This is a genomic window from Marinoscillum sp., assembly GCF_965229915.1.
GTDB lineage: Bacteria > Bacteroidota > Bacteroidia > Cytophagales > Cyclobacteriaceae > Marinoscillum.
Window position 1 is genome coordinate 4,836,382 of record NZ_CBDDJZ010000001.1, and the last position, 25,567, is coordinate 4,861,948.

General features: G+C 43.0%; 26 protein-coding genes. 12 read left to right on the forward strand and 14 right to left on the reverse strand.

Going from position 1 to position 25,567, the window contains the following annotated elements; all coding sequences use genetic code 11:
- Window positions 1-96: 96 nt before the first annotated feature.
- Together ACO067_RS20640 and ACO067_RS20645 are read right to left on the reverse strand one after the other, a co-directional pair.
- Window positions 97-798 carry an SIR2 family NAD-dependent protein deacylase gene (locus ACO067_RS20640; RefSeq protein ID WP_421877738.1) on the reverse strand — a complete coding sequence of 234 codons (702 nt, stop codon included), beginning with the start codon at window positions 796-798 and terminating at the stop codon, window positions 97-99.
- A 31-nt stretch (window positions 799-829) separates the two neighbouring features.
- Window positions 830-3,214, reverse strand: coding sequence for an ABC transporter permease (locus ACO067_RS20645; protein WP_421877740.1), 2,385 nt, complete (start codon window positions 3,212-3,214; stop codon window positions 830-832).
- Window positions 3,215-3,492: 278 nt separating this feature from the next.
- Between ACO067_RS20645 and ACO067_RS20650 the strand changes: the two genes are divergently transcribed.
- The 4 genes from ACO067_RS20650 to ACO067_RS20665 are packed head-to-tail and all read left to right on the forward strand — an operon-like array spanning window position 3,493 to window position 6,145.
- Window positions 3,493-4,176 carry a hypothetical protein gene (locus tag ACO067_RS20650; RefSeq protein ID WP_421877742.1) on the forward strand — a complete coding sequence of 228 codons (684 nt, stop codon included), beginning with the start codon at window positions 3,493-3,495 and terminating at the stop codon, window positions 4,174-4,176.
- Entirely contained in the window at window positions 4,173-4,547 is a 375-nt protein-coding gene (gene yidD, locus ACO067_RS20655) for a membrane protein insertion efficiency factor YidD (RefSeq protein WP_421877744.1), read from the forward strand. Before ACO067_RS20650 ends, yidD (ACO067_RS20655) begins: the two co-directional genes overlap by 4 nt.
- The gene (locus ACO067_RS20660; RefSeq protein WP_421877746.1) at window positions 4,525-5,394 is read left to right on the forward strand and encodes a hypothetical protein; all 870 of its coding nucleotides are present in this window, start codon (window positions 4,525-4,527) and stop codon (window positions 5,392-5,394) included. Before yidD (ACO067_RS20655) ends, ACO067_RS20660 begins: the two co-directional genes overlap by 23 nt.
- Window positions 5,342-6,145: a tetratricopeptide repeat protein gene (locus tag ACO067_RS20665; protein ID WP_421877748.1), complete on the forward strand. Its 804-nt coding sequence runs from the start codon at window positions 5,342-5,344 to the stop codon at window positions 6,143-6,145. Before ACO067_RS20660 ends, ACO067_RS20665 begins: the two co-directional genes overlap by 53 nt.
- Before the next feature lie 57 nt (window positions 6,146-6,202).
- Here ACO067_RS20665 and ACO067_RS20670 read toward each other — a convergent pair whose 3' ends face one another.
- The 5 genes from ACO067_RS20670 to ACO067_RS20690 form a co-directional block, all read right to left on the reverse strand.
- Window positions 6,203-6,607: an NINE protein gene (locus ACO067_RS20670; protein ID WP_421877750.1), complete on the reverse strand. Its 405-nt coding sequence runs from the start codon at window positions 6,605-6,607 to the stop codon at window positions 6,203-6,205.
- Window positions 6,608-6,699: 92 nt separating this feature from the next.
- Window positions 6,700-8,103, reverse strand: a complete 1,404-nt coding sequence (locus ACO067_RS20675) for a pyridoxal phosphate-dependent decarboxylase family protein (protein ID WP_421877752.1) — start codon at window positions 8,101-8,103, stop codon at window positions 6,700-6,702.
- An 11-nt stretch (window positions 8,104-8,114) separates the two neighbouring features.
- Complete coding sequence (gene rsmG / locus ACO067_RS20680) at window positions 8,115-8,747, reverse strand: 16S rRNA (guanine(527)-N(7))-methyltransferase RsmG (RefSeq protein WP_421877754.1); 633 nt, start codon at window positions 8,745-8,747, stop codon at window positions 8,115-8,117.
- Window positions 8,747-9,358 (reverse strand): sigma-70 family RNA polymerase sigma factor, encoded by a 612-nt coding sequence (locus ACO067_RS20685; RefSeq protein WP_421877756.1) that lies wholly within the window; start codon window positions 9,356-9,358, stop codon window positions 8,747-8,749. The genes rsmG and ACO067_RS20685 overlap by 1 nt, the downstream gene beginning before the upstream one ends.
- Complete coding sequence (locus tag ACO067_RS20690) at window positions 9,346-10,488, reverse strand: glycosyltransferase (RefSeq protein ID WP_421877758.1); 1,143 nt, start codon at window positions 10,486-10,488, stop codon at window positions 9,346-9,348. The genes ACO067_RS20685 and ACO067_RS20690 overlap by 13 nt, the downstream gene beginning before the upstream one ends.
- A gap of 27 nt (window positions 10,489-10,515) precedes the next feature.
- On the opposite strand from ACO067_RS20690, the gene tgt reads away from it, so the two are divergent.
- Genes tgt through ACO067_RS20710 form a run of 4 tightly spaced genes read left to right on the forward strand, consistent with a single transcriptional unit; the run spans window position 10,516 to window position 13,957 of the window.
- The gene (gene tgt, locus ACO067_RS20695; protein ID WP_421877760.1) at window positions 10,516-11,646 is read left to right on the forward strand and encodes a tRNA guanosine(34) transglycosylase Tgt; all 1,131 of its coding nucleotides are present in this window, start codon (window positions 10,516-10,518) and stop codon (window positions 11,644-11,646) included.
- Complete coding sequence (locus ACO067_RS20700; protein ID WP_421877762.1) at window positions 11,643-12,725, forward strand: LptF/LptG family permease; 1,083 nt, start codon at window positions 11,643-11,645, stop codon at window positions 12,723-12,725. The genes tgt and ACO067_RS20700 overlap by 4 nt, the downstream gene beginning before the upstream one ends.
- On the forward strand, window positions 12,722-13,636 hold the full coding sequence (locus tag ACO067_RS20705) for a DMT family transporter (protein ID WP_421877764.1): 915 nt from the start codon (window positions 12,722-12,724) through the stop codon (window positions 13,634-13,636). Before ACO067_RS20700 ends, ACO067_RS20705 begins: the two co-directional genes overlap by 4 nt.
- Window positions 13,637-13,957, forward strand: a complete 321-nt coding sequence (locus ACO067_RS20710) for a heavy metal-binding domain-containing protein (protein WP_421877765.1) — start codon at window positions 13,637-13,639, stop codon at window positions 13,955-13,957.
- Here ACO067_RS20710 and ACO067_RS20715 read toward each other — a convergent pair.
- Both ACO067_RS20715 and ACO067_RS20720 read right to left on the reverse strand, forming a co-directional pair.
- Complete coding sequence (locus tag ACO067_RS20715) at window positions 13,954-15,996, reverse strand: ComEA family DNA-binding protein (protein WP_421877767.1); 2,043 nt, start codon at window positions 15,994-15,996, stop codon at window positions 13,954-13,956. The two genes, ACO067_RS20710 and ACO067_RS20715, sit on opposite strands and share 4 nt — an antisense overlap.
- The gene (locus tag ACO067_RS20720; RefSeq protein WP_421877769.1) at window positions 15,993-16,805 is read right to left on the reverse strand and encodes a hypothetical protein; all 813 of its coding nucleotides are present in this window, start codon (window positions 16,803-16,805) and stop codon (window positions 15,993-15,995) included. Before ACO067_RS20720 ends, ACO067_RS20715 begins: the two co-directional genes overlap by 4 nt.
- A gap of 53 nt (window positions 16,806-16,858) precedes the next feature.
- On the opposite strand from ACO067_RS20720, the gene ACO067_RS20725 reads away from it, so the two are divergent.
- Window positions 16,859-17,488 carry a toxin-antitoxin system YwqK family antitoxin gene (locus tag ACO067_RS20725; protein WP_421877771.1) on the forward strand — a complete coding sequence of 210 codons (630 nt, stop codon included), beginning with the start codon at window positions 16,859-16,861 and terminating at the stop codon, window positions 17,486-17,488.
- Here the strand turns inward: ACO067_RS20725 and ACO067_RS20730 are convergent.
- Complete coding sequence (locus tag ACO067_RS20730) at window positions 17,485-18,924, reverse strand: BamA/TamA family outer membrane protein (RefSeq protein WP_421877773.1); 1,440 nt, start codon at window positions 18,922-18,924, stop codon at window positions 17,485-17,487. The two genes, ACO067_RS20725 and ACO067_RS20730, sit on opposite strands and share 4 nt — an antisense overlap.
- A 99-nt stretch (window positions 18,925-19,023) precedes the next feature.
- Here ACO067_RS20730 and yidD (ACO067_RS20735) point away from each other — a divergent pair, with 99 nt between their 5' ends.
- Window positions 19,024-19,245 (forward strand): membrane protein insertion efficiency factor YidD, encoded by a 222-nt coding sequence (yidD, locus tag ACO067_RS20735; protein WP_421877775.1) that lies wholly within the window; start codon window positions 19,024-19,026, stop codon window positions 19,243-19,245.
- Between the two features lie 84 nt (window positions 19,246-19,329).
- On the opposite strand, the gene nadE is transcribed toward yidD (ACO067_RS20735), so the two are convergent.
- The 4 genes from nadE to ACO067_RS20755 are packed head-to-tail and all read right to left on the reverse strand — an operon-like array spanning window position 19,330 to window position 23,433.
- Window positions 19,330-21,180 carry an NAD(+) synthase gene (gene nadE / locus ACO067_RS20740; RefSeq protein WP_421877777.1) on the reverse strand — a complete coding sequence of 617 codons (1,851 nt, stop codon included), beginning with the start codon at window positions 21,178-21,180 and terminating at the stop codon, window positions 19,330-19,332.
- The gene (gene rnc / locus ACO067_RS20745) at window positions 21,181-21,927 is read right to left on the reverse strand and encodes a ribonuclease III (protein WP_421877779.1); all 747 of its coding nucleotides are present in this window, start codon (window positions 21,925-21,927) and stop codon (window positions 21,181-21,183) included.
- The gene (gene fabF / locus ACO067_RS20750) at window positions 21,927-23,180 is read right to left on the reverse strand and encodes a beta-ketoacyl-ACP synthase II (protein WP_421877781.1); all 1,254 of its coding nucleotides are present in this window, start codon (window positions 23,178-23,180) and stop codon (window positions 21,927-21,929) included. Before fabF ends, rnc begins: the two co-directional genes overlap by 1 nt.
- A 16-nt stretch (window positions 23,181-23,196) precedes the next feature.
- Window positions 23,197-23,433 (reverse strand): acyl carrier protein, encoded by a 237-nt coding sequence (locus ACO067_RS20755; protein WP_143396709.1) that lies wholly within the window; start codon window positions 23,431-23,433, stop codon window positions 23,197-23,199.
- Window positions 23,434-23,564: 131 nt separating this feature from the next.
- Here ACO067_RS20755 and ACO067_RS20760 point away from each other — a divergent pair, with 131 nt between their 5' ends.
- Complete coding sequence (locus tag ACO067_RS20760; RefSeq protein ID WP_421877783.1) at window positions 23,565-23,996, forward strand: IPExxxVDY family protein; 432 nt, start codon at window positions 23,565-23,567, stop codon at window positions 23,994-23,996.
- 85 nt (window positions 23,997-24,081) lie between these two features.
- Window positions 24,082-25,515, forward strand: a complete 1,434-nt coding sequence (gene pyk, locus ACO067_RS20765; RefSeq protein WP_421877785.1) for a pyruvate kinase — start codon at window positions 24,082-24,084, stop codon at window positions 25,513-25,515.
- Window positions 25,516-25,567 lie beyond the last annotated feature (52 nt).

The window sequence follows — 25,567 nt, forward strand, 5'->3', positions numbered from 1 at the left end:
TCAACTTCAAATAATCCACTACAAATTAGTTGGATTTAGTGAAGATGTAATGTAAGTATTAGATGAGTAGCGTTTTTTGATCGTTGTTTCGACGAATTAAACCTTTTCTTCCATTTTTTGGATATAATCGAAGGCCTTGATTACTCCTGTACTGGCTGGTTCTAAAATGTAGTGAATTTTGGGGTGGGACCTCATAGCAGGTAGGTTAGGATCTACTATGATTTTGGGTACATCTTTGCTAACGTAATCAATCAAACCGGCGGCAGGATAGACAACAAGAGAAGTGCCTACTACCAGGAAATAATCGGCTTTCATGGATTCGGTCATGGCCACTTCCATCATGGGTACCAGCTCCCCAAACCACACGATGTGAGGCCTCAGTTGACTGCCACGGTCGCAGAGGTCTCCTTTTTTCAGCTCCCAGCCATCCAGGTCATAGATGAGTGTTTCATCCAAAGTGCTTCTAACCTTGAACAACTCGCCATGGAGATGAATCACGTTGGTACTGCCGGCTTGTTCATGTAGGTTATCTACATTTTGGGTGATGACCGTGACATCAAATTGCTCCTCCATAGCGGCAAGTGCCAAATGACCCGGGTTGGGTTTTGCCGTTAAGGCTTGTTTTCTGCGCTGATTGTAAAAGTCAAGCACCAGTTCCTGGTTAGCAGCCCAGCCTTGTGGACTAGCCACTTCCATCACGTCGTGTCCTTCCCATAAGCCTCCAGAGTCTCTGAAGGTTTTTAAACCACTTTCAGCGCTTATTCCTGCACCCGTAAGTACGACAATTTTTTTTCTCATTGCCTAAAACTAATGAGTCTGTCATACAGTATCAATCATCTCTGAGGTATTTAGCGGGATTAGAACTGGCTGCTCTGAGTGCTGTGATAGAAACCGTAAGCACTATCAGTAAAAAGATAGATAGGGCGGCGGTCAGGTAGATCAACCAGTGATTTGGTATGTGGTAAGCAAAATTAGAAAGCCAGTTATTGACCAGGACATAACTCACTGGCAGCGCAATGCATCCAGCAGTAAGAAATACAATCATTACTCGTCTATTGAAAAGCATCATTAATGACTTGATATCTGCTCCCAAAACCTTCCGTATACTAATTTCCTTCAGTCTTTGCTCAATGGAGAAAGCAGTTAGGCCAAATAAGCCAACTAGTGAAAGGATTATGCTTAGCGCTGCAAAACCGGTTATCATTTTAGTGAATCGCTGATCTTGCTGATAGAACCTTGCGAGCTTATCATCTAAGAAGCTGTAGGCAAAGGGTACTTCCGAATCAAATTCTTGCCAGGAAGCTTCGAGTTTTGGCATCAGGGATGTTAGATTTTCTGGATCAAATTGGACACTGAGGTTCCAGAAATTTCTTTGTGCGAGGTATAATGCGGCAGGAGTTACTTCCTGATGAAGGCTTTGGAAATTGAAATCTTTAACCACTCCAATTACGTTCATGGAGCGACTGTCCTCACCGAATAGTTTTATTTTGGAGCCCACGGGTGATTCGAGCCCTAGCTTAGTTGCAAGTGTTTGATTGATTACCACAGCGTTCGAGTCAGAAGCCATCTGAGCCTCAAGATTTCTTCCTTCACTCATTTGCAAGCTGTAAGTAGGAATAAAATGTGGATCTACTGAAAAGTATGTGCTCATCACACCATTTTCATTGGCATTGGTTTGACCCTCCTTTATGGCAAAATAGGAGTTGTTTGTATAACCGGTACCTATTATATCTGTAGTGATACTTGCTGATTTAACTTCCGGTAATTGGCGCAAAACCTCAGCGAAAGCTTGGGATGAAGAGGATATTTTTCCAGAATTCCCAATGTTGAGGATCAGTACATTGTTTTTACTAAATCCTAACTCTTTGTTTTGTACAAAGGAATACTGCCTAAAAACCACGATAGACATGATCAAAAGGCCAAATGTGATCATGAATTGAATGCCCATGAGTACATTTCGGACATAACCCTTTTGACTTCTATTGGTCAGTTGACTCTTCAACCCATCAGAAAGTTTGATCCGTGAAATGAAAATAGCGGGATAAAGTCCTGAAAGCACGCCAATAATCAACGTAAGTCCCGCGAGAATACTTGAGGTTTGGAGACTAACAAACGGACCGTTCAGGTTTTCAAAAAGATCTGGCATTTTGCTTATCATCAGATCGGATAAAGTAATAGCGATAAGGCTGGCACCTAAAACCAGAGTGATACTCTCTGCCAGAAATTGTGCACCTAGTGACATTTTTGTAGCTCCCATCACCTTGCGCATGCCTATTTCTTTGATCCGTTTGAGTACGAGTGAGATGTTAATATTGATGTAGTTAACAACAGAGATGACCAAAATCAATACTGCGATCAGTGATAGGATCCTTATGCTTGTTTCATTACCAGATCGGTATCCTGGTAGAAATTGCACATGCGCTGTTTTTAAGTAAATATCTTCCAAGGGGTAGACACGGAATGAAATATTGTCTTCGGGAAATTCCTCCCGGTGCCTGGATGTCAGGGTTTGAGCTAGTTTATCGGGATTTTCAGGTTGCGCCGTTTTAAAGTATTCATTGAGTGAATACCGGTACCAATGCCCCAATGGGTGTTCAGAATCCTTTGGTCTGGAATCCCATGATACCAGGCAATCGTAGTTAAAGTGCGTATTCAGGTTGTCTTTGATGACACCAGTGACTTGTAGCGGCATCAGGTAGTCTCCAAAAACCTCTACTTGCTGCCCTATTGGATTTGCATCACCAAAGAGAGCGGTAGCAGTAGTTTCTGATAAAATGATACTATTGGGTTTTGACAGGGCGGTTTTTGCATCACCTTTCAGCAGCGGAATGTTGAAGTAATCGAAGAAGTTCGGCTCGGTCAAGGTTAGAGTTGGTTCGGTTTTTACATTCCCATTACGGATCAGTGCTTTGCCGATATTTCTAATCACATGAGTAGATGCAATTTCTGAGTTTTTGGATTTTAACCATTCGTTGGTACTCATGCTGAAGAGGCCTACTTCTCTGGAGGATGCTTCGGTTTGCTGTACGGCCGTGATCAGGTAGGTGGAGCGAACGTTTTGCTGAAAAGCATCAACTGAAAGCTCAGACTGAACAAACTGGTAGATGGTGAATATACCAGCAATTGCCACTGACAAGCCCAATAAGTTAAGGGCAGTGAAGGTTCTGTTTTTTCTAAAGTTTCTTAAACTGGTGAGTAGAAAGTTCTTAAGCATGACAATTTTTTTCTGTTCAAAAGACTATTGTCGTGCCAATGTTTAAAATGCAGTTTGAATGATTAAAAACGGCTACTCGAAGAGTGTGCACTGTTTCAAACTGAAACAACTAGTGTCAGCATATGGTACAAAAAGAGGTTCTAATTACTCATCAAAAACAAGCTTGGATTTAATAGGGCCATGGCGAGAATTTCAAAGTTCGAAATACTGCTAAGGATCAAACTTGTCGTTGTGTATTAAACGCGGTAATTTGCAGCACTTTACAATTTCGACTGAAAATGAAAATTCCTTTTTTAATTGTTTTATTGGCTTTACTGGGTGGAGATCAAGATTTTGAGTGGTTGAGTTTCAAAATGGTGAAGCGGGTGAACGCTCAGGGCAAGACAACCAGAATGGATGCGCTCATCTTTTTCAAGAAGAATGGAGATATGGTTACCTATCTTGATAAGCCAACAGAACTGTTTATTCTGAACAATAGCGAAGGAGAATTGCAGATATATAATCCGGACCAAAATTCGGTATACAAATCGGTCAATGCCAATTATGGTAGTCAGAACAACCCGTTTTATTACTTCCTTGGTGAAGTGCCCAATATGGGACTGGAGCAGGTAGGCTACAAGCTGACAGACACCAAAGTAGATGACGGTTTTCTGGTGAGTACCTGGGCTGCACCACCAAGCCTTGGATCAGAGATAAAATCCATTGAGTTGGTGAGTGATGGTGATAAGGCCGTATTCATGGGCTTCAAGGACAAAGAGGATGCTTATTTTAAGAAAATGTATTTCTACCAGTTTACCAAATTGCGCGGACTTACTTTTCCAGAGGCAATTACAGAAATCGACTATATAGAAGAAGACTCCATCATAACCAAGACCACTTTTCATGATTTTAATTTTGACAATGTGGGTGATAAGGAAATTCTGAATTTTCAAATCCCTGAAAACGCCACTTTGCTGAAATGAAAGGATTGTTCTCACTTTGTTTGGTGCTGATGCTCACTTGGAGTTCCGCTCAGACGATTAAAAATGATTTGTCATTGCTGAAGGCCAAGGAAAAGGCAAATACTACCTCCAAAGTGGAATTTAAAGGGGTTCTCAAGTTTTATAGCAGCAGCGTATCGGAGCAGATTCTAAACGATTGTATTTATGAGTATTCTTGCTCAGAGTTCAGTCAGGGTTCATTCAATGAATACGGTTTGATGAAAGGCCTCATGATGACTTGTGATCGCCTGACTCGATGCAATCGTGCCACATTAGTGGAGACCTCCAGGTTTTTATTGAACCGACAAGGACATATAAAAGAGCATTGGGATGAGTACAAAAAGCCTCAATAGCTTTTTCCTTTTTATTGTTGTTTCCTGCTGGGCTTATGGTCAGAGTTTTCATGATCAAGTTCGGTTTTTGGAGCATCTCGAGACCATTGGAGAGTACAAGGAAGCATTGTTCTACATTGACCAACTGCATGAACAAGGTGGTTTGTCGTCTTTTGAGATGGATTCTCTTTTCTTTTTCGAAGGGAGATATCATTACGAACTGAAAGAAATCGAGCAGTCCATTGCCGCATTTAATAGCGTGGGTGTTCGTAGTAAGTCACTTCACGAGATATCGAGTATTTATGCTGGATTTCAGCTTTCTTATCTTAGAAAGTTTGAAGAGGCTGAGCAGCGATTTGACTCCTTTCAGAGTTCGGATTCTCTTAGGTTGGCCCTGGTCAATTATCAAAAAGCTTCTTTGTCCCTTTTGCAGAGAAACCTGGATCAGTTTAACCATTATGCTAATCGGTTCAATGATACATACTATGTGCTGACAGACTATCAGAAGGACATGACAGGGATCTACCAGGAGTTGGCAAAGCACAAACGGAAATCTCCATTTGTGGCGGGGTTGCTGTCAGCAATAATACCGGGTAGCGGCAAGCTGTATAATGGGCAAATTGGGCCAGGAGTGATGGGGCTTGTGAGTACAGGGATTTTTGGACTGCAGGCTTATGAAGGATACCGAAAAGATGGTTTGAAAAGCGCACGATTTATCATTTTTGGAGGTCTGTTTACCACGTTTTATGTAGCCAATATATGGGGGAGTGTGGTCAGTGTGCGAGTCAGCGAACAACGATATAATCATACAGTGGATGAAGCGATTTACATTAATATGCATTTGCCTATCAGGCTGCTTTATAGGTAACGCACAGTTATCTGGAGACTCTTTGTACGAGTCAGGTCAATATTTTCAAGCAGCCGTGGCATACGAGAAAGAGGCGTTTTTCGCATCAAGTGCAGAAGTGCGTGATGAACTATTGCTTAAAAAGGCCTATTCATATAAGGCGCTGGGCAATTATTCCAAGGCATTTGATATTACTTCAAGAATAGGCAAAAGGAATGATTCATTAAACAGGCAGGTCTTGTACGAACGCATATTGTTAACATACTTGTCTGAGGAATATCAAAAGGCTCAAAATGAGTTGCTGAAATGGCAGGTAAAGTACGGAGAGCAATCTGAGGAAACGATTCCGTTGAAGTTTTTGACCCTTGTTCAAATTGACCGATTGGAGGAGGCAAAGGAGTTCTTGAATGCCAATGCCTCCACTCTGGAAATGGAACAACAGGAAGTGGATAGTTTTTTCGAAAAGAAATGGAAACTAAAAAACCCGGATAAGGCATATATGTTGTCGCTATTCTTGCCAGGAGTTGGCCAGATGTATGCTGGGCATTTCTTTAAAGGGATGTTTTCTGGGGTAGTTCAGACAGGATTGGTGGTCTTTACCGCCTGGAATGTATATAATGGTTATTTTTTTACCGGAGGGATGACAGGCGCTGCACTTTTCTATACCTTCTATCTAGGAGGAGCCAGATATGCGAGGAACCTGACCATAGAATACAACGATCAGGTCAAGTCAAAAATATCAAGTAAGTTCTTACAAACTGTTACTAAATAATAAAGGGAGCCAGATTCTGGCTCCCTTTATTTGTTAATAGCTTTTCAATGGTATCAATTACCACATGAAGAATTTGTCATTGTCTACGAACTGACTAATGTCTCCTTTGATAGCTCCAACAAGAAGAACTATCCAGTCGATAAGTGGAACAATACCAAAGATACCTCCACAAGTGATGATGTAGATAAGGATTAAGCCTCCTTTACCACCAAGGTATACACGGTGAACACCAGTCCAACCAACAACCCATGCAAGTGCAAAAGCAACCCAAGCATTTGGCTCACCTTGGATAGCAGTGGTACCTAAGATACCATCAACTTGCTCTTGTGATAGATTGAAGTCAACCTGAACAGACTGCTCAATTACAGTTTCTACCTGGTTGTCATCGATTGTGTACTTGCTGTTGCTAAACCCTGCAACAGCGAACATCATAGCTACTACTAGTAGTATTGATTTTTTCATGTTGTAATAAATGGTTAGTTTAAAGTTAATCTCAGTAAACCTAGCACTCTTATCCGATCAAACCTAATCCTCAGAACAACTTTTTGATTTTTTTATTTGATCGAGTTAAGTATTAGTTCCCAGATACCCTCAACGTGCCTTTGTTCAAGATAGGAATTCCCCAATACCAGACGTATGGCGTACTTTCCGTCCACTTTGGTATGGGTGAGAAACGCCTTGCCAGATGCATTGATTCGCTCTAGTATTCCTTTGTTTAGATTATTTAATTCCACCTCATTCATGTCAGGTTTTACATGACGAAATACTACCATGTTCAACTTAGGAGGCGTTAGATGTTCGAATTGTGGATGCACATCAATCTGACTAGAGATCCATTCGCCAAATTTCAAATGGTTTCGAAGGGTTGTGCGCATTTGTTCCACGCCATAGGTTCTCATGACAAACCACAGTTTCAAAGCCCGAAACCTTCTGCCAAGTTGGACTCCCCAATCTCTGTAGTCATTGACCTGGCCTCTAGTGCTGGTTTTTAGATATTCAGGAAGGATTTCAAATGTTTTAAGTAGTACTTCCTTGTCTTTTACAAAATAGGCCGTGCAGTCAAAATTGGTAAATAGCCATTTGTGCGGATTAAATACAAAGCTATCAGCGAGCTCCAGTCCATCTCTCAGCCAGTCTAGCTCTGGAAGGATCATGGCAGATCCCGCGTAAGCCGCATCTACATGTAGCCAAACTGCATGCTTTCGGCAAACGTCACCAATAGCCCGAGTGGGATCAAAAGCTAAGGTCCCGGTGGTTCCCAGAGCTGAAATGACACAGCACGGAGTGTATCCACTAGCAAGGTCTTCTTTGATTTGTCTATCTAGCTCTGCTGCGATCATTGCTTTGGCTGAATCGACTGGAATTTTGATCACATTGGATCGTCCAATACCTGCTATTTTAGCTCCCTTCTCCACTGATGAGTGGGTTTCTTCTGAACAATAAACCCGTAGTTTTTTTGTGGTGAAGCCTTGCTCATTGATGTTAAAATCAGTCACCTTCTCCCGTGCAGTAAGAATGGCCACCAGTGAAGCAGTGGATGCTGTGTCCTGGATGACACCGTGCCAGTGTCTTGGCAAAGCCATGATTTCTTTTAGCCATTCCATCATTCGCTCTTCAAGCTCAGCAGCTGCAGGAGAGGTTTCCCAAACCATGCATTGTGCTCCGATACCTGCTGTAATAATTTCAGCAATAATGGAAGGGTAGCTGTTGTTGGCTGGGAAATACGCATGAAAGTGCGGGTGCTGCCAGTGGGTAATACCTGGCATGATTTTGTCGTCAAGATCTGACATCAGCAGATCGAATGATTCTCCATTTTCTGGAGGCGAATCCGGAATCTGGTGGTAGACATCTTTGGGTTTGACCTGCGATTTAACCGGATATTGTTCGATATTCTCCAGGTAATCAGCTACCCAGTCTACTGCTTCGTGTGCGCGCTTTCTAAACTCTTCGGCATTCATGGGTTGATTCTTTATACGGGAATATATACGATCTTCTTGGTATCAAAGAACTCATCGTCATAGTAATCCTTGATGTTCTTGATGTTGTGAGGCCGGCCAAACTCTTTCAGCTCTTCTTTCAGATCACCACCTTTCAAAAGGAGATAGCCATTGGCTGCAGTAGGGTGATCCGTTGGTCGGATGAGCTTGTTGGACCATTGGTAGATCACTTTGGTTCTGGCTACTGCCCGGGATACGATGAAGTCAAACTTGTCTTTGATCTTCTCTGCTCGGATGTGTTCAGCTTTCAGGTTTTCTAATCCCACAGCATCCGCCACTTCCTGCACTACTTTGATCTTTTTACCAATACTATCAACTAACAGAAACTCGCATTCAGGACACAAAATAGCCAGTGGAATGCCTGGAAATCCACCGCCGGTACCGATATCCAGAATTTTACTGCCGGATTCAAAAGTTAGGTATTTGGCAATAGCCAGACTATGAAGAACGTGTCGCGTGTAAAGCTGGTCAATATCCTTTCTGGAGATCACATTGATCTTCTCATTCCAATCAGTATAAAGACCTTCCAATTGTCTAAACTGGTCTTTTTGTAGGTCGGTAAGATTTGGGAAGTGATCGAATACCTGCTGAACTCCAGAGCTCATCAAATGTGTTTCTTTTTGTCTTTCACCAATTCGTACATGAGCTCTCTGGCGCGGTGTAGCTGAGCCTTCACAGTACCCAAAGGGGCCTCCAATTCCTGAGCTATTTCTTCATAGGAAAGCTCGTCAAAGTATCTGAGCTTAACCAATCGTTGGTACTTAGCGGGAAGTTTGGTCACGAACATGCGCACCAGCTCGATTTTTTGAGCATTGATGGCTTCCTGATCAGGTGTACGGTCGCTGGCTTCTACGTCGATGTTAACAGACTCTCCACTGTCATCAGTAAATGAGGTGTTCAGACTATACGTTTCCAGCTTTTTCTTACGGATAAAGTCAATGGCATTATTGGTGGCTATTCGGAATAACCAGGTGCTGAACGTGTAGTCCTTCTTAAAACGAGCAAGGTTACGGAATGCTTTGGCGAATGCTTCGATGGTCAGATCTTCAGCATCATCCACATTACGGACCATTTTTAAGATCATGTGGTATACCGGCTTTTTATAACGACTCATTAACTCAGCAAAAGCCGATTCATCATTTTCCAGTGTAGCACGGTCGATGAGTTTGAAATCTTTTAATGCCTTATCTGAAAACTGCCTTTTTACTTCTTCCATCTAATATTCCTTTCTAGCATCGCTCTGATAGCTACCAGAGGTAGAAAAATCGCATACATTATATCCATCAAAGGATACCAGGCGACTCGTAAAGGAAGGCCTGTTTTGCTGGCGATTTTCTTGAAAAATAGTCCTTTTATAAGTACCAACAACGCAAAGGGTACAATAATTCTCCAGGGGTTATCTGAAAAACCTATCAAATATAGACAACTCAACCATAAGCTGGAATGGATTCCAGAATGGAACGAGAGCCTTTTTTGAAATTTTTCTTTGTAATGCTTACCAACGGAGAGATGTCTTGTCTTTTGAGTCAGGTACTTCTTCCATGTACGTTCTGGCTCCGAATAGGTTAGCGATTTCGGATGGATATTAACAGCTGGCCTTGCAATTGAATCCATTTTTTGAATCAACAAATCATCATCACCACCGGTGATATGCTGGATTCCATCAAATCCTGCAACCTCTTGAAATAACGACTTGCGATAGGCGACATTTCTGCCGATAGCCATATAAGGCCGACCTGCAATTGTCTCACTTACATATTGTGTTGCTGTAAGCAAGGTCTCGTATTCGGTGATTTTGGAAATGAAATTATGAGTGGCATGATATGGGCCTAGCCCTATCACCAGATTGATATCTGCTGCAAACAGCGACTGAAAGGATTGGAGCCAATAGTCAGATACAGGGACACAATCTGCATCCGTTAGCAACAGCCAATCACTAGCAGCTCGTTGGATGCATTGATTCAATGCATACTTTTTTGAGTCCCAACCTTCAGGAGTCTGATCGATCTCTATCCATTTTAAATGTGGGTGGGATTGCCGTTGTAGCCATTCCTTGGAGCCATCATTACATCGGTCCAGGCCTATGAGTACTTCGAAAGTGGAGTTTTGCTGATTTAGAATAGGAGGCAGGTTCTTTTGAAGGTTGGCTAACTCATTGTGTGCACAAACGATAACCGTTACCGGGATTTGATTCTTCTCCAGGGATTGGTATCTGAGTTGACTGATTCGTTTCCACTGAAGGAAAACCCCGGCTAGATGAAACAGGCCAGTCAGATAAAAAACGATGGTAACAGCTGTCAGCAACACAGCAGGTAAAGATAGAGGGCTAAAAATCATGCTTTTCATGGAGAGCCAACTATTTTTGCGGCGTTCATGAAATTTACCTTAGAAAACAACGACCCATCCTCCAAAGCGCGTGCTGGATTGATCACCACTGATCATGGTCAGATTGAAACACCCATATTCATGCCAGTGGGTACAGCCGGAACGGTGAAGGCTGTGCATCAACGGGAGATCAAGGAGGATATCAAAGCCGAGATTATTCTAGGCAACACCTACCATCTTTACTTGCGGCCCGGTTTGGATGTGATCAAAGCTGCTGGTGGTCTTCATCAGTTCAATGGCTGGGATAAACCCATACTGACAGATAGTGGTGGGTATCAGGTCTATAGTCTCGGGGATAACCGAAAAATTACTGAGCAGGGAGTGAAGTTCAAATCACATATCGATGGGTCCATGCATGATTTCACCCCAGAAAATGTCATGGATATTCAGCGGGTGATCGGTGCAGATATCATCATGGCTTTTGATGAGTGCACTCCTTATCCTTGCGATAAAAAGTATGCCGAGAACTCCATGCACATGACGCATCGTTGGTTGCGCCGGTGTATCGAGCATTTTGATCAGACAGAGCCCATTTATGACTACTCACAAACGCTTTTCCCAATTGTTCAGGGTAGTACCTATCCAGACTTAAGAAAGCAATCTGCGGAGTTTATAGCGGAGCAAGGACGTGAAGGAAATGCCATTGGTGGATTATCGGTGGGCGAGCCTCATGAAGACATGTATGCCATGACTGAGCTGGTATGTGATATCCTTCCGACGGATAAACCGAGGTACCTGATGGGTGTAGGCACTCCTGAAAACCTATTGGAATGCATTGCGCTGGGGGTAGACATGTTTGACTGTGTGATGCCAACACGTAATGCAAGAAATGGCATGTTATTTACTAGTGAGGGCATCATTAATATCAAAAATGAACGGTGGAAAACGGACTTTTCTCCTATTGACCCACCGATAGGAGGCTATGTGAGTACATTTTATTCTAGAGCTTATTTGCGGCATCTGATTATGAGTAAAGAAATACTCGGAGCTCAAATCTGTAGTGTACACAATTTAACGTTCTACTTGTGGTTAGTAAAGGAAGCAAGGGAACAGATAAAAGCAGGTACATTTGCCACCTGGAAAGATCGCATGATTAAAAAAGTGACCACAAGACTGTGAAGAAAATAGATTGGTACATACTGCGTCAGATTCTCACCACATTCATTTTTGTGGTGTTCTTACTCGTGCTGATCATCTGTGTCATCGACTTTACAGAGAAGAATGATGATTTCATTCAAAACAACGTTTCTCGCGCACAGATCATCAAGTATTACCTGACCCTTTTTCCCTACTTCGCCACCTTACTCACTCCCATTACGGCCTTTATTGCCGTAGTCTTCGTCACGGCTAAAATGGCGGCTAAAACGGAGATTGTGGCCATTCTTGCTTCCGGAGTTTCATTTCGGAGAATGTTGCTTCCATATTTTATCGGAGCTAGTCTCATCGCTGCGATGAGCTTTGTTTTTATGGGGTATGTCATTCCTGATGCTAATAAGTTTCGGATTGGTTTTGAGTTGAATTACCTGAAAAAGCCCTTTTTCTACTCTGACAGAAATATCCATTTAAAGATTGCTGACAATGACTATATCTACATCGATCGGTACAACAACCAGCGCGATATTGGGTACACCGTCACGTTGGAGAAAATAATTGATGAGCAGCTAGTAGATAAAATCACGGCCAAGCGGATTCACTGGGATACAGCTACTAACAAATGGAGTTTGAAAAACTGGCAGAGGCGTCAGATTTTTGATGACAAAGAGATCATAACAGGAGGAGGTGCGTCCAAAGATATTGATACTTTGTTGAACCTTTCTCCTGCAGATTTTCAAAATAAGGAAAGGCACCACGAGACATTGACGCTGACCGAACTGAATGACTACATCAAACTACAGAAAAGCAGGGGTGCAGATGATGTGCAATTCTACCAAATAGAAGTGTATATACGTTACATGCAGCCTTTTGGGGTGATCATTCTTTGTTTTATAGGCGTGATCGTTTCGGCAAAAAAATCAAGAAGGGGAACTGGTTTTCAGATTGCTCTGGGCTTTTTGATTGCCTTTATATTTATCCTTTTCTTTATCCTGGCAAGGGCTATTGCAGAAGCTGGAACAATTGATCCAGTTATTGCCGTATGGATTCCGAATCTGATCTTCTCCGTGCTAGGGTTAGTTCTTTACAATACCGTGCCTCGATGACCCAGGAGAACAAGGATTTCGCTTTTCTGCACTTTATTGTGCTGATCTGGGGATTCACTGCTATTCTAGGCGTGTTGATTGATTTGCCATCTGTAGAGATGGTCTTTTTTCGCACCTTGATTGCCTCACTTGGACTGGCTGTGCTTTTGTTGATTTGGAGAAAGGGTTTCAATTTCCGATCGGGTAAGCACTTTCCGGTTACACTGGGTACTGGAGCATTAATAGCGGCTCATTGGATCTTATTTTTCCTTTCAGCCAGGGTTTCCAATGTTTCGGTTTGCCTGGCTGGTATGGCTACTTGTTCATTATGGACCAGTTTTCTGGAGCCACTGACCTCTAAGAAGAAGATAAAACTGTTTGAAGTGATCTTAAGCGTTATAGCGTTTGCAGGAATCGTGATCATTTTCAATGTAGAATTCGATTACATCCTGGGATTGGCATTGGCGGTTCTTTCGGCATTTATTTCCGCTTTGTTTACCGTGATCAATGGAAATATCACCAAAAAAGAAGATCCGTTTGTGATCACCTTTTATGAAATGGTAGGGGCTACCATAGCCATAGCCATTTTCTTCCCGATATACTTGATGCTGGATGGAGTAGATTCACTTGCAATGAGTCCTACACTTAGCGACTGGGGATACCTGTTGTTGCTTGGGTTGGTCTGTACGGTTTACGCCTATAGCTACTCAGTCAAGCTGATGCAGCGGTTGTCGGCCTTTTCTGTCAATCTGACGGTCAATTTGGAGCCGGTCTATGGAATCATCATGGCACTGATCTTCTTTCCGGAAGACGAGCAAATGACTCCTGGTTTCTACGTGGGAACAGGACTGATCTTAACCTCCGTCTTGATTTATCCGTTGTTAAACAGAGCTTTCAAACGCAAAGCCATAGAAACGGATAACTTAAGATAAATGCTCGTTACAACTACCAACAACATTGAAGGAAAGCAAATCACTGAATACTTTGGATTGGTCACTGGTGAGGCGATCATCGGTGCCAATATTTTTAAGGACTTTTTCGCATCCATAACAGACGTGGTAGGAGGTAGATCAGGTGCCTACGAACAAGCATTGAAAGAGGCCAAAGATATCGCTGTACGGGAAATGCAGGAGCGTGCTCAGGCCATGGGTGCCAATGCCGTAATCGCTGTGGATCTGGACTATGAAACGGTGGGAAAAGCTGGAGGAATGCTGATGGTAAGTGCCAGTGGTACGGCGGTGAGATTTTCCTAACCCCTAAACTTATACCTCAACATCAGCTTCACATCTGATCGAAGACTTCCCTGAATTTCATTTAACCCAGAGCCGACCGAGTCTTGATTGGTATAGTCAAACATCGAGTACCGAGCCCATAAGGTTAAGGAGCGGTTGACATTGTATTGGGCCAGGAAATATGTGCGAGTGCCAATGCCATTGTAGGCTGGAATACTGAATGCATAGAGTACATCCTTTTCATAGATGTACTGGCGGTTATTGTAGTCATCGGTATCGAATAGTGCAAAACGCGTGCTCAGTTTCATCTTCCAGAAACTCACATTCACATCCTGAAGTATTGCTAAACCGTGAGTGGTTTGATCCACTTGTGAATAGGACGATCCTTGAATCCGAGATTTGAAACTGAATGCCCGACCGATAGCATAATCCAAATTGACGATGTAGTTTCTTTTAACTGTCTCAGTTAGCTGGCTTAAGGAACCATCCTCAGAACCCACTGATAATTCCTTGTTTTCTTGCCTAAACTGTGCATAGATCGTGATTGACCGGGTAGGTTTATAGGTAAATCGTCCGAGGTATTCGAAACCACTGGAAGGCGCATCTACCCTAAACCGCAGCCAGGGAAAGGTGAACTTGTCGAAGTATGCCGAAAACTGATATTTTCTACTTGGTCTATAAGCAATTCCCCAGTAGGTTCCCCTTTCATTGATCACCCGAGTACCTTCGCCAAAAGCATTGCCATAGTAGGAATGGAAATCCTTATCATAGTGTCTAAAGGACCAGCTAAAATCCAGTTTAGGTGTAAGGGACAGTAATATGCCACTCACGGCACCCATTCCACCTGACTGTGAGCGCGCCACTTCTCCAAAAATCATCAGATTCTGATAGTTGAAGTTGGAGTAAACACTACCGATGAAGTTTTCATCGCCGGAGAATTCATACTGATTGTAGTTATTGGGCTTCTTTTGGAGCGGTCGAGAATAATGTGAATATAGTCCGGTCGCACCAATGGAGAACTGATGCTTGATGTTGTATTCCACAGCCATACCGGTACTGAGTTCATTGATGGTGTTTTTCGATCCTAGTTCGTTAGCAGTGCGGTGGTAGCCGGTTTGCTGGATGGCGTTGACAAATTCCTCAAAATCAGAATAGGTGGTATCATTTTGCAGATTGCCATCCTGCGCGAGGTAAGACCCAAAGCTCGTCACCTCGAGACTGCCAAACTTTAATGTGGCTGCTGCTCCTCGGAAAAAGCCTGATTCCAATACGGAGGTATATGGTTTTACCCCAGTGGAGTTTCGTTTGATCGTATTGATGGTCTCTGCACCCTTGCCAGCCCCAAATCCAGCCCCAAACACTAAACCTTGCCCAAACTGCATTTGGTAATCTCCCAATACCAGTGTTTTGAACTTGCCTTTATTCTGCAAGGCGAAATGGTAAGAGTAAAAGTCAAAACCGTATTGCTGTTCTGAAGGATCGATGGCTAATTGTTCACCAGCATCTTTTTCAAAGGTCATTCCCAAACTGAAATCATCCGAATGACTCACTCGAAAACGGCCGTAGAGCGTATTTCTGTCACCGGTGTATTCTGAATCATCCTCTCGCTGATAACCCTCCGGTTGCTGCACAGTGGTGGAGTATCGTAAGAGCAGGTAGTTGTTTTCTTCATTCAAAATTCTTTTGACCAGAGGCCTGGAGTCCAACACCTCGGTTACGGTCACAAAGGGTAACAGGTCTCGAATGGTGGGAACATCAAAATCAGGAATCGCTTGCAGTTCGTATAACGAGATGAGTTTGCCAACATCCTCGCGGTATTGAAAAAAGGAATTGACCTGAGCCGGTGTGAGAATGTATAATGAGGCAAGATCGGCTTTGGATGCTTTGTTCAGGTTTAATGGGTTGGTGTAGAATAGCAGGAGTGATTCATAGAGGTCTTCATAGCTGATGTCCTCATCCTGGATTTGGAAGCGTTTTTCAGCAAACTCCTCTAGATCTATGTCCTGTCCCCAAGCGAGTACAGTGATCAAAAGTAACGCTATGAAGCAGAATCTCCTCATTCGTCTATTTTTCCAAATTCGATTGAAAGGGTGATTTCATGCACCGCTCCCAAAGGGGCACTGGTAAACGAGTAATCCATCAAAAACCCAGCTGTGTTGATTCCAAAGCCAAAAGCGGCATTAGTAGTCGTGCCGGATTCAGTACCTTGAAGGTTCACTCCGGTTCTGAGTACTAAAAAGTCCATCAGTCCATATTGCAGACCTGCCTTAAAAATCTCCCGTGCTTCCAGCTGCTTTTCTACTTCCCAATTTAGCGCAATGTTTTCCAGCGGTGCGATGGACATCCCGGCTTTCATGGTGGTGGGGTATTGGGCTCCATGTTTGAAATTGAAAATATGTGCTCCAAAGGAGATGATATCAGTGATCTCCGCCAGCCCGCCAAATTCTCCTACCAGTTTTCGGTCATCTTTCAGACCTTCTGCATGCGTTTGAATGATGCTTACACCTCCACCCAAACTCACCATTTGCAACTTGTTACTTATGACCAGTCCTAGTAGCTGCTGATTGAACAGATCATCTCCAAATTTGAAGTATTTGACACCAAAGTTGAGAAGCCTGGTATGATAGATGGCGCCACCACCTACCACATGAAATCCCTCGATGTTGTAGCGATTTTGGTAACTCACCATCACCGAAGTGGCTTTCAAGCTTCCAGAGGCACCCGGATTGTTGAATAACGACCATGAATTGACTGTAGCCACGGATGCATCCGCCATGGCGCTACTGCTTGCTCCCAGGTTGTAGTCTCCATCCTGAGCGTGCACAATGAATGGGAGAAATAGTATCAAGGCGAGTAAAAAGCGAAGCATAACGCAAACTAGGTTTTTCCTGTTATTATATCAATACTCCGTATGTTTGAAATATGAAGAATTCTTTTTGGTCCATACTATACATAGTCCTCACATTAGCTGCCAATTCTGGATTGGCCCAGGATACTCTTTGGTATGAATCAGGTGCAGTCAAAGCAGTAGGGGAGATCAAGAAAGGAGTGAAGGAGGGGTATTGGGAGTATTTCTACCCATCTGGGCAGTTGAGTGCCGGATTAGGCTATGAAGATGGACGGTTAGAAGGTGATCAAGCTTATTTTTATCCAAACGGAACCCTACAAGCACTGGAATGGTGGGAAGCTGATCTACCAGTAGATTCGGCATTTTATTACCATGAAAATGGTGCCTTAGATCGCAAAGGGATTTATCGGGATGGATTGTATGAAGGTTTTTGGGAGTTTTATTATCCTTCGGGTACGCTTAGGCAAGAAGGGAACTATAAGGATGGAGCACCTCATGGCTTGTGGCTCAACTATGCAGAAACTGGATCAGTTCTCCAGGAAGGGGAGTACCGAGAAGGGCTGGAGCATGGATTTTGGCGCTTTTTTGATGAAGAGGGTCATCCGACTTACGAAGGATCTTTTGACATGGGTGAAAAAACTGGCCAGTGGTATTTTTTCAAGAAGAATGGCAAGAAAAAAAAGTGGAAGAATTTTAAAGATTAAAGTTCAGCCATCACGTTTGGCGCAAATTTGAATTGCCCTTCAGAGTTGTAGGAGTATTCCAGACGCAAGGTGATGTCATACAACATGACCAGGTCCAATCCCACTCCAAGGCTGTAGAGCGGTTTGTCTGTTAGTCGACTGTTCTGCTCATAGTTCTCATAGTTTACCACATAGCCAGCATCAGCAAAGGCCTTTGCATAGATGGCAAAGGGTATTTTCTTGAATTTTTTGATAGGCATAAAGCGACCAAGGTTAAACTTGGTTTTCAAAATTTCTCGCTTGATGGAGTTTTTGGTGAGAAAATTATATGGACCTTCTACTATAAACTGCTCAAACCCTCTCACGTAATAGGTACCCTGACCGAATTCTGTGTAGTTGAAATAGGAGGCATTTGGTGAGCTGAGTTGAGCACCAATACCAGACGAGAAGTACCATTTCTGACCCAAGTCTACAAAATGCTGATACTGCAAGTCCATGCGCCAGATGTCTACATCTTTAAAGATCCCCAGGCCAAGTTTTTCCAGAACCCCCAGCCCATAGTAGCCTGAAAGTGGGTAATTTCTGTTGTCTCGCCGATCTCTTACGTAAGAGTAAGAAAGCCCAAGGGCCGTCTGATTGGTGGCACCATCACCAAAATAGTTAGGATTTAGCCTGGCTATATCATCCGAGATAGTCATGTCATAACCCTGCAGTGTCAGGTAATGATAATCATAAAAGGAAGGTCGGTATTTATAAACCAGAAATCCAGACCAGGCTTCTGCATTAACCTGATTGACATATTCAGAAGTATCCGTGATGAAATTGTTCACATGACCGACAGTCTCATAGGGCATTTTTTTATTTAGAATAGAACTGGCCCCGAGGACCAATCCATGTTTCTGATTCTTATCGATATATGGGATGGAGTATTGAAAGATGAAGCGTCGATCAAAGCCAAACAAGCCAATAAAGCGCAAGGACTCCTTTCTACCGCGAACATTGTAAATGTCCAGTTTGGGTCCAAAACGCACACGACTGAAGTCTTTGTCACGATTAGTCCACCAGTCTACAAGATTTCTATCGATAGGTTTGAGTGTAAACGAAGGCCAAACGTACCACCGCTCTTCCAGATTGATTGTGAGGTCTATGGTTGCCGAATCGATAATTGCAGTTTCGAATTCTACTGTAGAGAACAGGTTGGTGTTGTAAACGTTGTTTCTGGATTTTTGAAGAATTTCTTCTAGCTGGTGGGTGGCAATGCTGTCACCGCTAACAAAACTTAGCTCTCGAGTGATGATGTATTCCTTGGTTTTGTCATTACCCACTATCTCAATGCTGCGAACGGTGATATAGCCGGTACTGTCCAATGAATCCAGTGCCTTACGAGATTTCTGAGCGTTCGCTACCAAGCAAGAAGTTATTGCTAGTGCTGTCAGTACCAATTTGTATAAATCCAATCTCACCTTCCGTCTATAATCTTGCTAGTTTGTCTATTATAATCTGCAAACAGAGCGAATATAATTGTTCGCGCCAAATATGCACTGTACTTTTGATACGTGAAGAACGTAATTCGTAAGCTTTTTATTCTTCCTGTACTTTTTTACCAGTACGGCATCTCTCCCTTTTTTCCTAGCACGTGCCGTTATACACCTACCTGTTCCACTTATGCTAAAGAAGCTATACTGAAACATGGTATCTTCAAAGGTACGTGGTTGGCGATCAAACGGATTTCCAGCTGTCATCCGTGGGGAGGTAGTGGATATGATCCAGTGCCGTGATTTCAATATGCAATAAACAAAAGTGCAATAGGCTTTTTATATAATTCCCCTTTGTTCAATTCCTCTTGCCAACTGGCCGTTTGCCTATTGTCTACTGTTTAACTCTTCCAATTCTTCCTTAAACCCACTTGAAAGAATCGGAAAGCGACACCACGTTCTAGGATCCACGTTAAAGTCATCTAAATGAAAACTAGGAGCAATTCGTTCCCTTTTCCATTGATTGATGGACCAAAGACGGAAAAACTTGGTGATCCATTGCTTCAATAATACATGGTCAGCCCAACGTCCTTTCAGTCGATCATATACTTCTATCGGGGATTTCTTATCTCGGATAGCCTTCTCTTCGATATCCACGAGTACCGCATAAGGCATCAGATCTTCTTCATCTGTTTGGTGTTGATCTTGAGGTCTTAGCTCTGCAGTAGGGGTGAGGCTATTCACACCTGCCAAGCCATGATACCCTAGCTCTTTCTCAGCATAGACCAGCCATTTCAGAATAAAGTTCTTATCTACAGCGGCAATAGGGGAGATGCTACCACTGGTATCTCCATCCATTGTGGCATAGCCCACATCACCTTCGCTTCGGTTGCTGGTAGAGAGGAGGAGGCAATTTTTAATGTTGGCGAGCATCCAGATGATTGGTGATCGTGCACGTGCCTGTATGTTTTGCAAGGCTATGTCATCTGTAGTCCAGTCCAATTCTCGGCCCAGCATCTGCTCAATGGATGAAGTGTACTGTTGTACTTCTTCATCGATGGTCCAGTGATAAAAGTTAGCCCCGATACTTTCAGCAAGTAATTTGGCCGAATTCAGCGTGTCATCCGAACTGTTTTTGGTTCCCTGATAGGCAGTATGAAACAGTTTGTTGACGATTTGTTTGTAGCTGTCATTTGGGAGTACTTCCACTCCAAGTTTTTGTCCTAGCAGTTCTGATCCCAACTCATCCAATCCCAGTTTAACAGCCTGAGCTACCAGCACGGCAATCGAGCTTGAGTCAGCACCTCCACTCAGTGACAGCACAAAACCTTTACTTCGAGCTTTGCGCATGTAGTCAAACAGTGCTAGTGGAGCTGCTTTGCTAAACTCTTCAAATCGATTTTCAGCATCCGGCCGGATAATTACTTCGGAGTTACGCGGTTCCTCAAAATCAATCTGACAACTCAGCGTTTTGAAATTCTTAAAACTAAGTCGGGCATTTTTTCCTTTGAGCTCCCCTTTCTGAGCGATGATAATATCTCCATCGTAGATCATGCGGCCAGCTTCGTTTCCCAGCAGGTTTGAGTACACATAGACGCAGTTGATCAGCTCGGAGCTCTTGATGACCAGGTTTTCCCGGAAATCTGCCTTGCCGAAAGCAAAATGACTTGCTGATGGGTTGAGGATCAGATCCACGTTCTTGTTGACCAAATGACATCCTGGACGATCTTCACGCCAGGCGTCTTCACATATTTCGAAACCTATTTTGAGGTCAATAAAATCAATAGTGATGTGCCCAAAAGGGTAGGTCTTTCCATCAAGTTCAAAATCAATTACTTCTCCCGGTACCCAAGGCGTGAACCAACGTGGTTCGTAATGCACTCCATCGTTGGCTAGTTTCTGTTTCGCATAGAAGCCTTGGATCTCGCCATCGCTAACAAAACATGTGGTATTAAAATGCAGTCCGTTGTAGGTGATGGGTAAGCCGATAGTGACCGCAATGCCTTTGGTGTGAGGTAGTAATTCGAGGAGTTTTTTCTGCGCTTTTTCAGACACCCAATTGGACAAAAACATATCCTCACAGCCATAGCCTGTAATACACAATTCTGGTAAGCAAAGTATCTCTATGCCTTCTTTTTTCGCTTGCTCGATCGCACCAATGATATTGGACAGGTTGTTTTTCCAATCCATTGGTATTTGGTTGAGGCATGCTCCGCCTATTCTTGCTGATTTAGGCACCTATTCGATTTTTAGTAGTTCCAATGTCTTTTGGGCAGCATCTTGCTCTGCTTTCTTTTTGCTGAATCCATATCCCTTTTCCAAAGGCTCGTCATCGATGAAAACCTGTGAGATGAACTGCTTGTCTCGTGCATCTTCGTTTGATTGAATAATCTCAAAGCGAATGGATTTGTTTTCCTTTTGTGACCATTCGATGATCTTACTTTTGTAGTTAGTCGTTGTTTTAGCCAGTTCTTCAAAGTCAAAATGCGGCCTCATGAGACGGTTTTGAATGAACCGCTTGGTGAATCGAAATCCCTGATCGATATAAATTGCTCCGATGAGTGCTTCCAGCGAGTCTCCATAGACTGACTTGTGGGAGACACTGCTACCTTTATGTTTGTGGTATTTGACCAGACCTTTGAGGCCTATTTTTTTCGAGAGGTTATTGAGCGATTCTCTATTAACGATCTTAGAACGAAGTTCCGTTAGGAATCCTTCTTCTTTGAAGGGAAACCGCTTAAAAAGCATCTCTGCCACCACCATACCAAGAATCGCATCACCTAAATATTCCAGGCGCTCATAGGATTCTTTAATACCTTGATTGTTCGTCTCAGCGGCACTTACGTGACGTGTCGCCCGCTCATACAAAGCAATGTTGTTGGGTCTGCGACCTGTAATGATTTTGTAATTCCGGTAAAGCTCTTTGTCTTTAAAGGAAAAAAGATACCTTAGATAGCCGTGTGACTTCCTAAAGATCGAAGGCACTAGCCGTTGTATTTACCGAAAACAATGGACGTGTTGTGACCACCAAAACCAAACGTATTGCTAACCGCCACGATCACTTCACGCTTTTGCGCTTCGTTAAATGTCAGGTTGAGTTTCGGGTCAATTTCTGGATCATCCGTGAAGTGATTGATCGTAGGAGGGATGATTCCTTTTTCGATGGCCATCAATGTAGCCACACTCTCGATAGCACCGGCTGCTCCAAGCAAGTGACCAGTCATGGACTTGGTACTACTGATGTTGATGTTGTAAGCGTGATCGCCCAGCACAGTTTGTATAGCCTTTACTTCACCAGAGTCACCCAGTGGAGTAGATGTGCCGTGTGTATTGATGTAATCAATGTCTGTAGCTTTTATGTTAGCATCGTTCAGTGCTTCATTGAGCACTAACACAATACCATCGCCATCTGGATGTGGAGCTGTAATGTGGTAAGCATCAGCTGACATCCCAGCACCTAAGACTTCAGCATAGATTTTAGCTCCACGTGCCTTAGCATGCTCAAGTTCCTCTAATACAAGCGCTGCAGAACCTTCTCCCAGCACGAAACCATCACGATCCTTGTCATATGGTCTTGACGCTGTTTCTGGAGAGTCATTTCTTTCTGAAAGTGCTTTCATTGCATTGAATCCTCCAATTCCGGATTCGATAACCGCAGCCTCTGATCCACCCGTTAAGATGGCATTTGCTTTGCCAAGACGAATGTAATTAAAAGCATCAGTCAGGGCATTGTTAGAAGAAGCACAAGCAGATACGGTGGCGAAGTTTGGTCCGCGAAAACCATATTTAATAGAAAGAAGACCAGGAGTAATGTCCAGAATCATCTTTGGTACGAAGAAAGGATTGAATCGTGGAGTTCCGTCACCTTGACCGAAACCAACTACTTCATCCTGAAAAGTGGTGAAGCCACCAATACCACTTCCCCAAATGACGCCAATTCTATCCTTATTGACTTTTTCCAAATCTAGCCCGGCGTCTTTGATTGCTTCATCGCCAGTGACCATACCGTATTGGGTATTCGGGTCCATTTTTCTGGCTTCTTTGCGATCAAGGAATTCCAAAGGATCGAAACCTTTTACCTCACAGGCAAATTTGGTACGGAATTTCTCCGTATCGAATCGAGTTATAGGAGCGGCACCACTAACACCCTTAGCGAGTGCGTCCCAATATTCATTTTTATTGTTTCCTAACGGTGTAAGTGCACCGATTCCTGTAACTACGACTCTTTTCAATTCCATGTTAAATGGGATCTAATTATTTTACGTTTTCTTCTAGATAAGAAATTGCTTGTCCAACGGTTGCGATATTTTCAGCCTGGTCGTCTGGGATAGAAATATTAAACTCTTTTTCAAACTCCATGATCAACTCTACAGTATCAAGAGAGTCAGCTCCCAAATCGTTGGTGAAGCTTGCCTCAGGAGTTACTTCTGATTCTTCAACACCTAATTTGTCAATAATGATTGACTTAACCTTTTGTGCTATTTCTGACATTTCTATAATATTTAGTTAAAAATCCAGTGCAAAGAAATACATTCTACCTATTAAAATCAAAACAAATTAAACTCTAAAGAAATGGCATCTGTATGCCTATTTGGGTATTTTAGCTTCTCATCAGGAGGAGAATGAAAAAGAAGAATCGGTTAGCGTCTGATTATCCGTTAGATTTTGAGTTGATTGGTATCGTGTCCTCTGCTAAAGAATACAAGCTAGCCTGGCATATAAACCAACTGCCAGAATTTCATCTGATCAAAGACGAGGACATCAAGATCGAGTTTTCGGATAATAAGCTCATTCGAGTATCTAACCTGAAGGACGAAAGTGAGTTTCGTCAGGTTTATTTGCTGAAGAATAAATTGGTAACTTCCAATTCAGCGATCAATCAATACCTGCTCTCGGAGCTACAGCAGTTTGATTACCTACTGAAGTTGAGCAGTCAGACGCAGGATTTTTGGGCCAAGGAAGTGAATGAGCAGTTGAAAGCAATCAATGAGATTGATTATTCTTTGGTGATCGATGTGGAGAAAATCAAAATGAAAGACAACTTATTATTCTAAACATAAACTAATCATTGGGTGAAAAGCCCAATCAACGGATATATTTGCCGTCAGAAATCAGAATTAAAATAATTGATTATAAAGCATGAAGGAATCGCTTTTTAAAAAGACAAAGATTGTTGCAACAATAGGACCTGCGAGTAGAAACAAAGAAACGCTACGTGAGCTGATTAAAGCCGGAGCGAATGTGTTTCGACTGAATTTCTCTCACGGTACTCATGATGACCATAAGAAAACCATTGACATGGTGCGTGAGCTGAATGAGGAACTGGGATCTAGTGTTGCTTTGCTTCAGGATTTGCAAGGGCCAAAAATCAGAGTAGGAAAGGTAGAGAACGATGGTGTGTCAATCGCTCCTGGTCAGCAGCTGATCATTACTACTGAAGACATACTGGGTACTAGCGAAAAGGTTAGCACTGTATACGAAGGAATAGTCAATGATGTGAAGCCTGGTGATACCATCCTGATGGATGATGGTAATATCGAGCTGAAGACTATTAAAGTAGAAGGAAATGAGGTCTATACTGAGGTTATTCATGGTGAACTCCTGAAGTCCAGAAAAGGAATTAATCTGCCGGATTCCAATGTTTCTGCACCTTCTATGACAGAAAAAGACATAGAAGACCTTGAATTTGCTTTTCAGTTTGACTTGGAGTGGGTAGCACTTTCGTTTGTCAGAAAAGCGAGTGACATTCATGAAATCAAGAAAAGAATTGAGAAAGCTGGGGTACACACCAAAGTAATCGCGAAAGTGGAAAAACCGGAAGCGATCGCTAATCTGGACGAGATCATTGAAGCCACTGATGGCGTGATGGTGGCTAGAGGTGATCTGGGTGTGGAAGTTCCTTCTGAGAAAGTGCCATTGCTGCAAAAGCGAATGGTGAAGAAATGTAACCGTTTGGGCAAACCGGTGATCATTGCTACACAGATGATGGAGAGCATGATAGAGAATCCACGACCAACACGTGCAGAAACCAATGATGTAGCTAATGCAGTGTTTGATGGAGCAGATGCGATCATGTTGTCAGCCGAGTCTGCCTCAGGTAAGTTCCCGGTGCAAGCAGTACAGCAGATGAGCAAAACGATTGTGGCGGTAGAGAGTGAATCACAGTCTATCTGGTCTAAGTTTCAGGATGAAGATCAGGATTCGACCACAAGATTGAATGACCTGTTGATTCGATCTGCCTGTCGTCTGGCTGATAACGTGCAGGCAAAAGCGCTAATCGGGATGACCAAGTCTGGATATACTGGATATAGATTGGCTATGCACCGGCCAAAGGCACATATCTTTTTGTTTACCAATCAGAAGTATTTGCTCCGTCAGATGAACCTTGTTTGGGGTGTGAAGGGATTTTACTATGACAAGACCGAGGGTATTGATGACACGCTGGAGCAGATTGAGAAGGAGCTAGTGGCTGAAGGCTACCTGCAGAAAGGGGATGTATTTATCAATACAGCAAGTATGCCTTCTCACTGGAAGGGACACACTAATATGGTAAGAGTGAGTGAAGTGCAATAAGTGATACTTTTATAGGATATTGGAAAACCTCAGCGATTTCGTTGAGGTTTTT